Annotated in this window: 13 protein-coding genes; 10 read left to right on the forward strand and 3 right to left on the reverse strand. The window is 68.7% G+C overall.

The genetic code is table 11. From position 1 onward, the window contains the following. The first annotated feature begins 109 nt into the window (after positions 1 to 109). From DI272_RS26550 to DI272_RS26590, 9 genes are all read left to right on the forward strand, one after another. Positions 110 to 754, forward strand: coding sequence for an HAD family phosphatase (locus tag DI272_RS26550; protein ID WP_109497763.1), 645 nt, complete (start codon positions 110 to 112; stop codon positions 752 to 754). An 81-nt stretch (positions 755 to 835) separates the two neighbouring features. Beyond that, on the forward strand, positions 836 to 1537 hold the full coding sequence (locus DI272_RS26555; protein ID WP_109497764.1) for a VC0807 family protein: 702 nt from the start codon (positions 836 to 838) through the stop codon (positions 1535 to 1537). Positions 1538 to 1622: 85 nt separating this feature from the next. Further along, a complete protein-coding gene (locus DI272_RS26560; RefSeq protein WP_109497765.1) occupies positions 1623 to 2912 on the forward strand; it encodes an MFS transporter in 1290 nt (429 codons plus the stop codon). Further along, entirely contained in the window at positions 2863 to 4038 is a 1176-nt protein-coding gene (locus DI272_RS26565; RefSeq protein ID WP_109497766.1) for an acetoin utilization protein AcuC, read from the forward strand. The genes DI272_RS26560 and DI272_RS26565 overlap by 50 nt, the downstream gene beginning before the upstream one ends. A 448-nt stretch (positions 4039 to 4486) precedes the next feature. Continuing rightward, positions 4487 to 5302 (forward strand): phosphatase, encoded by an 816-nt coding sequence (locus DI272_RS26570; RefSeq protein WP_109497767.1) that lies wholly within the window; start codon positions 4487 to 4489, stop codon positions 5300 to 5302. A gap of 129 nt (positions 5303 to 5431) precedes the next feature. Beyond that, positions 5432 to 5644: a helix-turn-helix domain-containing protein gene (locus tag DI272_RS26575; protein ID WP_004984898.1), complete on the forward strand. Its 213-nt coding sequence runs from the start codon at positions 5432 to 5434 to the stop codon at positions 5642 to 5644. A gap of 122 nt (positions 5645 to 5766) precedes the next feature. Then, complete coding sequence (locus DI272_RS26580; RefSeq protein ID WP_003948845.1) at positions 5767 to 5865, forward strand: 30S ribosomal protein bS22; 99 nt, start codon at positions 5767 to 5769, stop codon at positions 5863 to 5865. Positions 5866 to 6092: 227 nt separating this feature from the next. Beyond that, on the forward strand, positions 6093 to 7166 hold the full coding sequence (locus DI272_RS26585) for an NAD-dependent epimerase/dehydratase family protein (protein ID WP_109497768.1): 1074 nt from the start codon (positions 6093 to 6095) through the stop codon (positions 7164 to 7166). Positions 7167 to 7180: 14 nt separating this feature from the next. Beyond that, complete coding sequence (locus DI272_RS26590) at positions 7181 to 8230, forward strand: lysophospholipid acyltransferase family protein (RefSeq protein ID WP_109497769.1); 1050 nt, start codon at positions 7181 to 7183, stop codon at positions 8228 to 8230. 64 nt (positions 8231 to 8294) lie between these two features. Here the strand turns inward: DI272_RS26590 and DI272_RS26595 are convergent, their stop codons facing one another. The 3 genes from DI272_RS26595 to DI272_RS26605 all read right to left on the reverse strand — a co-directional run bounded on the left by DI272_RS26595 (position 8295) and on the right by DI272_RS26605 (position 11824). Next, positions 8295 to 9527, reverse strand: a complete 1233-nt coding sequence (locus DI272_RS26595; RefSeq protein ID WP_109497770.1) for a DUF5667 domain-containing protein — start codon at positions 9525 to 9527, stop codon at positions 8295 to 8297. A gap of 255 nt (positions 9528 to 9782) precedes the next feature. Further along, a complete protein-coding gene (locus tag DI272_RS26600; protein WP_109497771.1) occupies positions 9783 to 10556 on the reverse strand; it encodes an ECF subfamily RNA polymerase sigma factor, BldN family in 774 nt (257 codons plus the stop codon). A 323-nt stretch (positions 10557 to 10879) separates the two neighbouring features. Then, positions 10880 to 11824, reverse strand: coding sequence for an HAD family phosphatase (locus DI272_RS26605; RefSeq protein WP_109497772.1), 945 nt, complete (start codon positions 11822 to 11824; stop codon positions 10880 to 10882). A gap of 118 nt (positions 11825 to 11942) precedes the next feature. Between DI272_RS26605 and DI272_RS26610 the strand changes: the two genes are divergently transcribed. Beyond that, positions 11943 to 12230: a glutaredoxin family protein gene (locus DI272_RS26610; RefSeq protein ID WP_109497773.1), complete on the forward strand. Its 288-nt coding sequence runs from the start codon at positions 11943 to 11945 to the stop codon at positions 12228 to 12230. Positions 12231 to 12373: the final 143 nt, after the last annotated feature.

A 12373-nucleotide genomic window follows, 5' to 3' on the forward strand; every position in this document is an offset into this window, starting at 1 on the left:
GATGGTACTGCAGGGGGGACCCTGTGGGAGAGTAGGACGCCGCCGAACAAAATTTGAGAAAACCCCGCACCGGTTCGGTGCGGGGTTTTCTGCGTTTAGGCTCGGGGATATGCGCTACGACCTCGTGATCTTCGACAATGACGGTGTCCTCGTGGACAGCGAGCCGATCTCCAATCGACTGCTGGCCGCCTATCTGACGGAGCTCGGGCATCCGACCTCGTACGAGGACTCCATCCGGGACTACATGGGCTCCGCGATGCATCGGATTCATGATCTGGTGCTGGAGCGCACGGGGGAGCGGCTGCCGGAGGATTTCGACGACGTCTTTCACCGGCGGGTGTTCGAGGCGTTCGAGCGGGAGCTGAAGCCTGTGGAGGGCGCGGTGGACGTGCTCCAGGAGCTGGCCGGCGCCGGGGTGCCGTACTGCGTTGCCTCGTCCGGGAGTCATGAGCGGATTCGGGTGGGGCATCGGACGACCGGGCTGGACCGGTGGTTCGAGGAGTCGCGGATCTTCAGTTCGCAGGACGTGGGGCGGGGGAAGCCGGCGCCGGATCTGTTTCTGTATGCCGCTGAGCGGATGGGGGTGGCGCCGGGGCGGTGTGTCGTCGTGGAGGACAGTCCGCTGGGGGTGCAGGCGGCTGTCGCGGCCGGGATGGACGTGTACGGGTTCACGGCGATGACGCCTGCCGCCAAGCTGGCCGATGCCACTCAACTCTTCCGCGACATGAGGGACTTGAGCGGTCTGCTGGTGTGATCCCGGGCCTGACATTTGTCATGCCTGGCTCTGGACGATCGTTTCTACTGGGGGAGCCCAGGCGGACGAGAAGCTGAGGGCATGACGACGACGAGTGCGAACAAGCAGCAGAACCCCTTCCGCCCGCTGCTCCTGGACGTGGCGGTGCCTGTCGGGTCGTACTACCTCTTCCGGGAGGCCTTCGGGATGAGCACCTTCGCGGCGCTTGCCTGGAGCAGTGTCGCGCCGGCCCTGCGGACGGTGTGGGGGGTCGTCAAGGAGCGGAAGGTCAACGGGCTCGCCGGGCTCATTCTGGTCGTGAACCTGATGTCTCTGCTGCTCAGCTTCGTCTCCGGGGATCCGCGGCTGATGCTCGCCAAGGACAGTGCGGTCAGCAGCACGATCGGGATCGGGATTCTGGTGTCGGTGGTGTGGGGGCGGCCGATGATGACGGCCGGGCTCAAGCCCTTCCTGGTCAAGGCCGATGTGGCCAAGCAGGCTGCCTGGGACCGGCTGCTGGGTGGCGGCACTGCGAGGTCGGCGGACTTCCTGCGGGCCGAGCGGGTCTTCTCCGTGGTGTGGGGTGTGGTGCTGCTCGGGGAGTGCGTGGTGCGGATCGTGGGGGCGTACACCGCGCCCGTGGACACCATGGTGTGGCTCGGGTCGGTGATCATGGTCGTGGCGATCGGGCTCGGGATCGTCGTCGGTGGGGCGCTGGGCGCCGGGCCCATGGAGCGGATGATCGCCGCCGAGGTCGAGGCCGCCGAGGAGGCCATGAAGGCTCAGGTCTCCGTCGCCGCCTGATCGCACCGCCGTGAGCCGAAGCTGAAGGAAATTCATCTTTGGCTGGATCTACCCACGGGTAGCCCGGGGCCCTACGCTCGCCGCCATGACAGATGTGCTGCGGCGCGGTAGGGCCTCGTTGGCGTTCAGCTTCTTCGCGCAGGGGGTGGCCTTCGCTCTGCTCGTGACGCGGATTCCGGCGATCCAGGACCGGTACGGGGTCTCCGACGCGTTGCTGCCGGCCTTTCTGGCCGCGGTGCCGGTGCTGGCCGGGGTCGGAAGTGTGTCGACCGAGAAGCTGGTGAAGCGCATACCGCCGAGTCGGGTGCTGCGGTGGGCCCAGCCGGTGGTGCTGCTGGCGCTGCTCGGGGTCGGGGCGGGGGACGCGACGGTCGAGCTGGGGGTGGCGCTGGCCGCCTTCGGGCTGGCCGTGGGTGCGCTGGACGCCTCGATGAACATGCTCGGGGTCAGTCTGCAGCGGGCGTACGGGCGCAGCATCATGCTCAGCTTCCATGCCGTGTTCAGCCTGGGTGGGATCGTGGGGGCCTCGTTGGCGTGGGTGGGGGCGCACTGGGATCTGGCGCTGTTCGTGTCGTATCTGCCGGTGGTGGCCGTGCTGCTGCCGGCCGCGTTCGTCGGGAGCCGGTGGTACGTCGACGGGGGCGGCGCTGCCGAGTCGGTGGCGGAATCCGGGGTCTCCGGCACCTCAGGGACCTTGGATGCCTCAGGGGCCTCAGGGGCCTCAGGGGTTTCGGCGGGTGGGGGTGTGGTCTTCAAGGCGCTGTTGCCGTTCTGCCTGGTGATGACCTTCGCGTACATCGGGGACTCGACCGTTTCCAACTGGAGCGCGAAGTATCTGCAGGACGTGCTCGGGAGCAGTGAGCAGCTGGCGACCGTGCCGTACAACGTCTATATGGTCACCACCCTGCTCGGGCGGGCCATCGGGGATCTCGGGGTGCGGCGGTTCGGGGCCGTGGTGGTCGTGCGGATGGGGGCCGTCGTGGCGGCGATGGGGTTCGCCGTGGTGGCGTCGGCGCCCGGGGCATGGGTGGGGATGCTCGGGTTCACGCTGCTCGGGCTGGGGTTGTGTGTGCTGGTGCCACAGACCTTCGCGGCGGCCGGACGGTACGCCTTCGAGAATTTCGGTCCTGGGGCCTCGGACGCGGCTGTCGCGCGGCTCAATGTGTTCAATTACGTCGGGTTTTTGGTCGGTTCGCCGTTGGTGGGGGCGTTGGGGGACGCGTGGAGTTATCGCGGGGCGATGCTCGTGCCGATGGTGTTGGTGCTGGTGACGCTTGTGTACGCCCGGTCGTTCGGCACTCAACCGGACCGATACGGTGGCGGGCATGAGCGGCCGCGCACAGCTGATGTGGGACGAGGCAGTAACGGGCTATGACTTCGGTCCGGAGCACCCGATGGATCCGGTTCGGCTCGCCCTGACCCGGAGTCTGGTGGGTGCCTTCGGGCTGGACCGGGATGTGGAGGTCGTGGCCGCCAAGCCGGCGGGTGAGTCGACGCTGCGGCTGGTGCACCGGGAGGACTACATCGAGGCCGTGAAGGCGGCGTCGGAGAATCCCGGGGCGGCGGACGGGGCGTACGGGATCGGGACGCTCGACGACCCTGCCTTCGCCGGGATGCATGAGGTGTCCGCGATGATCGCCGGGCAGTCGGTGGGGGCGGCGGAGGCGGTGTGGCGCGGGGACGCGCTGCACGCGGTGAACTTCGCGGGCGGACTGCACCATGCGATGCCGGGGGGCGCGTCGGGGTTCTGCATCTACAACGACGCGTCCTTGGCCATTGCCCGGTTGCTGGAGCTGGGGGCCGAGCGGGTCGCATACGTGGATGTCGACGTGCACCACGGGGACGGGGTGCAGGCGGCGTTCTGGGAGGACCCGCGGGTTCTGACGATCTCGCTGCACGAGCATCCCCGGACGCTGTTCCCGCAGACCGGGTGGGCCGAGGAGACCGGGGCGGCCGGTGCGGCCGAGGGGAGCGCGGTGAATGTCGCGTTGCCTGCGGGGACCGGGGATGCGGGGTGGTTGCGGGCGTTCCATGCGGTGGTGCCTGAGCTGCTCGCCGAGTTCCGGCCGCAGGTGCTGGTCACGCAGCACGGGGCGGACACGCACTTCGAGGACCCGTTGGCTCATCTCGCCGTGTCGTTGGACGCGCAGCGGGCTGTGCAGGTGGCCTGTCATGAGCTGGCGCACGAGTACGCCGACGGGCGGTGGGTGGCGTTGGGCGGGGGCGGGTACGCGGTCGTGGAGGTCGTGCCGCGGTCGTGGACGCATCTCGTGGGGATCGCTGCGGGGCGGGAGTTGGCGCCGGAGAGTGTGATTCCGGAGAGCTGGCGGCAGGAAGTGTTCGCGCGTACGCGGCAGTTGGCGCCCATGCGGATGACCGATGGGCGGTGGCCGGTGGGGTGGGCCGAGTGGGAGGCGGGGTACGACCCTGCGGATCGGCTGGACCAGGCGGTGCTGGCTACTCGACGGGCGGTGTTTCCGTTGCGGGGGTTGTTGGCGTAGGACTGCGACTGGGGCCGGGGCCGGGGCTTGGACTGGGGCTGGGGCTGGGGTCGGTGGGACCTGGTGGGGGCGGGCTGGGGGCTGGGCGGGGGTGGGTTTCGCTTGCCCGCGCTGGCGGGGTGCCGCTGCGCCCACCCGTGCCGCCCCAGCGGCACGACTGCCCGCAGCCAGGGGAATGGCAGCGTCCAGGGCCGAGGGGGAGGCTCCCTGCGGCTGCCCGCTGCGGCGCGGGCTGAGGTTGAGGCTGCCAGCTGCGGCGCAGGCTGACGTTGAGGCTGCCCGCTGCGGCGCAGGCTGTGGTCGAGGCTGCCCGCTGCGGTGCAGGCTGTGGTCGAGGGGTGTCTGTTGTGGGTGTGGTGGGCGTACGGCTGTTGGGTCGTTACGCCGACTGTGCGGTGTTTTCCCGTTCCGCTGCCGGTTGTCGTGTGCGTCCGTCACCATCGCTCCCGTGTTGAGCACCGGCGCCCTGCGCGCCCATCTGCTGGCTGCTCGTCTTGCCGGGCCCGTGGCCACCTCCCGTGAGGAGAGTCTGCGGAGTTATCGGCTTTTCGCCGCTCGGGACCCTCGGCTGCTGATCGGGCTTGATCCTGAATGGTCGTGGGGGCAGCGGGATTTGATTGAGTTGATGGCCGATAAGTGTGGGGTTTCTCGTGATTCCAGACATACAACCGGTCATGATGTGATCGATCCTGAACGGACGCTCGCCGCGCTCGACGCCTTCGCTGCTCGGCTCGCCGCCGTGGCGGAGCGTGGCGCCGCGGTGTTGCTCGGCACCGGACATCCGCACCGACTGCTCGGGTTCTACGCCGCCTTGGCGGACGCGTTGTCGGCGGCGGGATGTGCCGTTCTCACCCCAGCGCAGGGTCACTGTGTCGACATAACGACCCGGTTCGGCCTACGCACGTACAACCTTGACTACGTACGAGGAGTCGCGCTCGTGCGGGAACCGGACGGGTCGAGCTCCGGTTGTGCGACCGGCGTGCACACCCACTCGCCGCTCCCGGTTCGCACCGTGCTGGCGGCCGCCGCGGAGCGCGGCACAGGGCTGCCCGAGCTTGTCATCGGGGATCACGGGTGGGTCTGCGGGGCAGGTCAGCTGGGGTTTGAGGCCATTGGGCTGGCCGACACGGATGATCCCGCGTTGTTCGTGGGGGAGGCCGAAGGGGTCGTGTCCGTAGTCGTTCCACTTGATGACGCTGTGCGGTCTGATTACTACCGGCCGCTTACCCGCTACGTACTCAATCGAGCGTGTCTGTCACAGTAGGCCGCCGATGGGTGCACCTCTTCCCCACTCGCATCACCCGCCCCTACATTGGGGAGTGAGCACGCAACGACGAAGAGTCACCGGAAGGGGAAGCCGGTGGCCGTCGAGTGCGGAAGGTTCAGGTGTGTCATGGCTGCAGCTGGCGAGAGGCCTCTGAACGAGGTTCAGTTCCTTACCGTGGCGGAAGTCGCCTCGGTGATGCGAGTGTCGAAGATGACCGTGTACCGGCTGGTGCACAGCGGTCATCTGCCCGCGATCCGGGTGGGGCGGTCCTTCCGCGTCCCCGAGCAAGCGGTTCACGAGTACCTTCGTGAGAGTTATGTGGGGGTGGAAACCGCCTGATCAACGGTCGGCGACGGCCTCGATTACGAGCTCAGCGCTCGGGCGGGTAGGCTAGCCCCTCGTAGGTCGTGTGGGCCCATGGCGCCCAAACACCGAGTGATGAGAAGTGAGCGAGGGTAGTCGTGGGCTCTGTTATCAAGAAGCGGCGCAAGCGGATGGCCAAGAAGAAGCACCGCAAGCTGCTCAAGCGCACGCGCGTTCAGCGTCGTAACAAGAAGTAGTACGGCGCTGCGCAGGCAGTGTGCATTGTGGCCCCCCACCACACCCGGTGGGGGGCCACACGCATATCCGCCTCGATATCCAGGAACCCGGTTCCTTCACATGGCCTGGTCTGGTCGTACGACTGTGGATGTCGTCACTTCGTGCATTGGGCGGTCATCACAGCGCAACATCGACCCGCTAGGTTGGCCGGAGGGACGGGACGAGTGCTGGAAGGAAGGCGCTGATCTTGGGCAAGGTCGTGCTCGTGACCGGAGTGGCCCGTCAACTGGGGGGCCGGTTCGTCCGACGCATCCAGCGTGACCCGCAGGTGGACCGGGTGATCGCGGTGGACGCCGTGCCGCCCGAGCACCATCTGGGCGGTGCGGACTTCATCCAGGCCGACATCCGGCAGGCGACCATCGCGCGTGTGCTCGCCGAGACGGGCGCCGACACGGTCGTACACCTGGACGTGACGGCGATGGCGCTGGGCAGCGGCAGCCGGACCACGGTCAAGGAGACCAACGTCATCGGCACGATGCAGCTGCTCGGTGCCTGTCAGAAGTCGCCGACGGTCAAGCGGCTGGTGGTGAAGTCCAGTACGAACGTGTACGGGTCCGCGCCCCGCGACCCCGCGGTCTTCACCGAGACCACCCCGCCCAAGTCCCTGCCCAGCGGCGGGTTCGCCAAGGACGCCGTCGAGGTCGAGGGGTATGTGCGCGGCTTCGCGCGGCGGCGGCCCGATGTCGCCGTGTGCGTGCTGCGCTTCGCGAACATCCTCGGGCCGAGCACCGACACGCCCCTTGCCTCGTACTTCTCGCTGCCGGTGCTGCCGACGGTGTTCGGCTACGACCCGCGGCTTCAGTTCGTCCACGAGGACGATGTGATCGAGGTGCTGCGCATCGCCTCGCACGAACCCGAGCGGGGCACGCTCAACAGCGGCACCTTCAATATCGCCGGCGACGGGGTGCTGCTGCTCTCGCAGTGCTCGCGGCGGCTGGGGCGGCCCACGGTGCCGCTGCTGCTGCCCGCCGTCACCTGGGCCGGCTCGCTGGTCCGCACGCTGGGAGTGACGGACTTCTCGCCCGAACAGATCCGGCTGCTCACCCATGGCCGGGTCGTGGCGACGGACCAGATGCGGGAGACGCTCGGGTTCCAGCCGAAGTACACGACGGCGGAGACCTTCGCGGACTTCGCGCGGGTCCGCGGCCCCGGGCTGCTGCCGCCGGAGGCCCTTGCGGGCGCCGTCGACCGGATCGCCGCGCTGCCGGCCCTGGGCGGCGGTCACCTTCCGAGCCACCCCCCGACGCAGAGCGCCAACTGAGGAGCGCATCAACGATGGCGGATGCCAAGGTCATTCCGTTCGACGACGACAGGTCCCGCGGGGCCGCCGTGCAGCGGCCGTCGCGGCGCCGAGGTACGGGGAGTCGGCGCAAGGAGTCCTCGCTGGTCCGTGAGGTCCAGCCCCTGCCCAGCAGGGCGCCGACGCAGGATGATGTCCCTGTGACGCGTGAGGAACAACCGCCGCCGGCCAGGCCGCAGGACGAGGGCGGTATCGAGCGGCGTATCGCCGGTGGTCTGTCGTTCCTGCGCCGCCGCCTCACTGGGGACTACGACGTCGACGACTTCGGTTACGACGAGGAGCTCACCGACCAGGTCCTGATGTCCCTGCTGCGGCCGGTGTACGAGAAGTACTTCCGGGTCGAGGTGAAGGGCATCGAGAACATCCCGGCGCAGGGCGGCGCGCTGATCGTCGCCAACCATTCCGGGACGCTGCCGCTGGACGGCCTGATGATGCAGGTCGCGGTGCACGACAACCATCCCGCGGGGCGGCACCTGCGCCTGCTGGCGGCAGACCTGGTCTTCATGCTGCCGGTGGTCAACGAGCTGGCCCGCAAGCTCGGCCACACCCTGGCCTGCGCTGAGGACGCCGAACGGCTCCTCGGCCAGGGCGAGTTGGTGGGGGTGATGCCGGAGGGCTTCAAGGGCATCGGCAAGCCGTTCAGCGAGCGCTACAAGCTCCAGCGCTTCGGCCGCGGCGGCTTCGTCTCGACGGCCCTGCGCAAGGGCGCCCCGATCATCCCGTGCTCGATCGTGGGCGCGGAGGAGATCTACCCGATGATCGGCAACGCCAAGACGCTGGCCCGCCTCCTGGGCTTCCCGTACTTCCCGCTGACGCCGACCTTCCCGTGGCTCGGCCCGCTCGGCGCGATCCCGCTGCCGACGAAGTGGACGATCCAGTTCGGCGAGCCGATCCACACGGACGGCTATCCGCCGGAGGCGGCGGAGGACCCGATGCTGATGTTCAACCTGACGGACCAGGTGCGGGAGCAGATCCAGCACACGCTGTACAAGCTGCTGGTGCAGCGGCGGTCGGTGTTCTTCTAGCCGGTCGTACGACGATGGGGGCGCCCTCCCCGGGGAGGGCGCCCCCATCGTCGTACCGCTGTGCCTAGTTGGCGTCTTCGCTGTCGATTCCCAGGCCCGGCAGCAGGCCCGGCAGGAGCGGGGAGATGGTGACCTCCGGCTCGTTGGTCGGCGTGGTGGAGGGGGAGGCGGTGCTTCCCGTCTCCGGTGGGTCGAGGAGGCCGCCGGTGTTGCCGCCGAGGAGGCCGTCCTCGCTGCCGGACGTGGCGGAGTGGCTGGGGCTGCCGGAGTCGGTGCCCGTGCCGTCCGAGGTGCCCTTGCCCTTGCTCGGTGCCGTGGAACGGTCGGAGCCGGACGCGCCCGTGGACGCCGTACCGGAACCGCCTTGCCTGTTGCCTGTGCCGCCGCCCTTCGTGGGGGGCTGGGGGAGCAGGGACTCGAGCGGGGCGACCTCTTCGTCTATGGCGTCGAACACCGACGACACCTGCTGACTGACGTCGCCCAGCTGGACGGGGAGGCGGTCACGGAGGGCGCCCCAGACCTCGCGGTGCGAGCGCGAGAAGGAGGAGAGGGCCTGGATGGGGCCGAGGGAGTCCGGGTCGCGTTCGTACGCCTCGTGCAGCAGGCGGTGGCCTTCGGAGGCGTCGTGCTGCATGCCGAACAGGGCACGGCGGATCTCGCCCAGCGACTCGTGGTCCAACTGGCCGCCGCGGTCGCGGTCCATCAGGCGACGGGCCTCGTTGAGCCGGGTGGAGGCCTGGTCGAGATAGGACTGGCCGCGTTCGTCGTCACCGTCGGACAGGTAGTTGAGCTTGAAGTCCTCGATGCCGCGCTTGAGGCCGTAGAGGGAGTCGCCCGGGAGGGCGTCCGAACTGGCCGCTGCGACTCCGCCGAAGGCTCCGGCGGCCACCCCGACACTGAGCCCGCCGGCGGCGAGACCCTTGGTGAGCCGGGAACGCGGTCGCAGTTTGCCCAGTCCGGTCGCCCGGTGGGCGCCCCGCGCGCGATGCGAGCGCTGCTCGGGCACCGACGCGTTGCCTGCCTCGCCTCCGACGGTGCCCTCTTGGAGCATGGCCTCGAACGCTGCCACCAGCTGGGCCCGCTGGACGACCTTGACCTCGGGATCCAGCTCCGGCTTCGGCAGCTCGCCGAGACATTCCGTGAGGGCCAGCATGCGCCCCTGCTCGGTCTGTTCGGCGGCGGCCGGGTCGGGCGCCGGTCCTTCGGCCTCTTGGGCCGCCGTGCCCCGGTCGGACTGGTCCTCCAGGGCCTGGGCGAAGGCGTTCGCCCGCCGGTGCGCCGATACGTTCGCGATCACTGGCGGCACCTCCTCTCGTCATGACGGTCGACTCCCCAGGGGGTCCTGAGGGTTGCACGCCCTGACCGCATGCACACGATCGAGTGATCGAAGTCGGCCGGGGAGTGACCACAGGGAGCCTGCATCCCGCACAACGAGCGGCGCGGCACTTGGGTTACGGACTGCGGATGATCGGATCGCGAAGTCAACAGACTTTAACTGACCGTGAGTTGGGCGTGGCAGAAAGTGGCGGAGAGTGGCGGAGGGCGGCCGGGGTCAGCGGGCGTCGTCCGGGAGGAGCCGGGCGAGGGTGCGGACGGCCCGGTACTGGAGGGTCTTGATGGCGCCCTCGTTCTTGCCCATCACGCGCGCGGTCTCGGCGACGGACAGGCCCTGGAGGAAGCGGAGCGTCACGCACTCCTGCTGCTGCGGGTTGAGGCGGCGGACCGCGTCCAGGAGGGCGGCGTTGGAGAGGGACTCCAGGACCGAGTCCTCCGGGGAGCGCTCGACCTCGTTGGCGTCGAGCATCTCGCCGGTGGTCACCTCCAGGCGGAAGCGGCTCGACTTGAAGTGGTCGGCGACGAGGTTGCGGGCGATGGTCACCAGCCAGGCGCCGAAGTCGCGGCCCTGCCAGGTGAAGGTGCCGATCCTGCGCAGCGCCCGCAGGAACGTCTCACTGGTGAGGTCCTCGGCGGTCGCCTTGCCGCCCACGCGGTAGTAGATGTACCGGTAGACGGTGTCGCTGTACTGGTCGTAGAGCCGCCCGAACGCGTCGGCCTCGCCGGCCTGGGCGCGTTCGACGAGGTCCATCATCCGGGCGCTGTCGCTGTCCGCGGCGGGACGGCGGGCGGTGGTGGCGGCGCCGGCCGAGCGTCCCCTTCTGCCGACGGCTGCGCTGCTCTCGGCCAGTGCGTAGCACGGGCCGGTTGGTGCGGTGGCTACGGCAAGGGCGGGGACGGCGTACGCGGTGGGGACGAAGCGCATGAGGTTGGTGACCGTCGCGCGCAGCGTAGCCAGGCCCGAGGCGTCAACCCCGACGTGTGAGTACACGGGACTCCCAGAGGCAGAGCTTCCATCACGTGCAGTGCGGGACCGTTCACCCGTCGTAGCGACGGAGGGGTACCGGATTGCGTCTGAGGAGAATAACGCTTCGTGCAGGCACTGCTACACCCAGTTGCTCTATTCATCGATTACGTCGCTTCTGTAACCGATTGATGCCCTCTCAAGTACCGCAGAGTGACCGGTTGTTGATCGCTTTGGATCGGGTTTCGGTCAGGAGCGGGGCGTGTTGTGGCCGTGTGCCGACAAGAGGACTGGATGAGGGTGGTGGGGGGTATCGCTCGTCTTTTGGGAGGACAGAAGACAAAGCCCACTTACCGGCGGCGGCGATGCAAAGCGATCGCCGCTGCGGTTCCTCCTGCCACCGCTCCCACTCCGGCCGCCGCCGGGATGCCCACCTTCGCGGCCTTCCTCCCGGTGCGGTAATCGCGCAAACGCCAGTCCAGTTGGCGGGCGTGCTTGCGCAGCTTTGTGTCCGGGTTGATCGCGTAGGGGTGGCCGACCAGGGAGAGCATGGGGATGTCGTTGTGGCTGTCGCTGTAGGCGGCGCAGCGGGAGAGGTCCAGGCCCTCCGCCGACGCCAACGCGCGTACCGCTTCCGCCTTCGCGGGCCCGTGCAGGGGTTCGCCGACCAGCTTGCCGGTGTAGACGCCGTCCACGGATTCCGCGACCGTGCCCAGCGCGCCGGTCAGGCCGAGACGGCGGGCGATCACCTGGGCGATCTCCACCGGTGCCGCGGTGACGAGCCACACCTTCTGGCCCGCGTCCAGGTGGGCCTGGGCGAGGGCGCGGGTGCCGGGCCAGATGCGCTCGGCCATGTACTCGTCGTAGATCTCCTCGCCGATGGACATCAACTCGGAGACGCGGTGGCCCTGGACGATGGAGAGCGCCGAGTCGCGGGCCTCCTGCATGTGCTCCGGGTCCTCGATGCCGGCCAGCCTGAACCACGCCTGCTGCCAGGCGAACCTGGCGAGGTCGCGGGTCTCGAAGAACTTCCGCTTGTACAGGCCCCGGCCGAAGTGGAACAGCGAGGCGCCCTGCATCACGGTGTTGTCGAGGTCGAAGAAGGCGGCTGCCTTGTCGTCGCCGAGTACCGGGAACTCCGGTTCCTCGCCCGGGCCGGGGCCCGGCGCGGAGGTCTCCTCGACCTCCTGCTCCTGTGACGACTTGCGCGCGGCCTCCGCCGAGGCCTCGCCTGCCAACACGCTCCGCGCCGTGGCGGAGCGCCTACGGGGAGTGAGCCATCCGAGAGCGGCCATGGCGTGAGCATAGCCAGTTTGTTCGGGGGTTCCGGAGTCGAGAGGTTTGGAGGGTGTGAACTCTCCGAGACTCTGTCGTTAAAGAACTGCTCGCAGGCCGGTTGGGGGGCGCGGGACAATGGCTGGTATGAGCCCCCTTTTCCGCCGGAAGTCCTCCGCAGCGCCCCAGGACAGGCTGGTCACCCTCATCCGCAAGCCCGGCTGTCATCTGTGTGATGACGCACAACTCGTCGTGGAGAAGGTGTGCGGCGAACTCGGTGCGACGTGGGAGCAGAAGGACATCTCCGCAGATCAGGCGCTGCACGACCAGTACTGGGAGCAGATTCCCGTCGTACTCGTCGATGGTGAACAGCACACGTTCTGGCGGGTGGACGAAGATCGACTGAGGCGGGCACTGACCGAGTAGTCCAAACGATCCGCAAACTCGCTTAGGATCGTTGGCGGCTTGGCCTTGGGGGTGGGATTCGTGAGGAGAGTGACCCGTTTTGCCCTCGAGACAGCAGTGCGTGACCCCGGTCACGTTGGCCGGGCAAATCGGACACCATCTTT

The organism is Streptomyces sp. Act143 (assembly GCF_003143935.1).
GTDB lineage: Bacteria > Actinomycetota > Actinomycetes > Streptomycetales > Streptomycetaceae > Streptomyces.

Bases quoted from the DNA above. Each gene is read 5' to 3' on its own strand.
- DI272_RS26550 (WP_109497763.1), top strand. From the start codon at position 110: ATGCGCTACGACCTCGTGATCTTCGACAATGACGGTGTCCTCGTGGAC.
- DI272_RS26555 (WP_109497764.1), top strand. From the start codon at position 836: ATGACGACGACGAGTGCGAACAAGCAGCAGAACCCCTTCCGCCCGCTG.
- DI272_RS26560 (WP_109497765.1), top strand. From the start codon at position 1,623: ATGACAGATGTGCTGCGGCGCGGTAGGGCCTCGTTGGCGTTCAGCTTC.
- DI272_RS26565 (WP_109497766.1), top strand. From the start codon at position 2,863: ATGAGCGGCCGCGCACAGCTGATGTGGGACGAGGCAGTAACGGGCTAT.
- DI272_RS26575 (WP_004984898.1), top strand. From the start codon at position 5,432: ATGGCTGCAGCTGGCGAGAGGCCTCTGAACGAGGTTCAGTTCCTTACC.
- DI272_RS26590 (WP_109497769.1), top strand. From the start codon at position 7,181: ATGGCGGATGCCAAGGTCATTCCGTTCGACGACGACAGGTCCCGCGGG.
- DI272_RS26605 (WP_109497772.1), bottom strand. From the start codon at position 11,824: ATGGCCGCTCTCGGATGGCTCACTCCCCGTAGGCGCTCCGCCACGGCG.
- DI272_RS26610 (WP_109497773.1), top strand. From the start codon at position 11,943: ATGGCTGGTATGAGCCCCCTTTTCCGCCGGAAGTCCTCCGCAGCGCCC.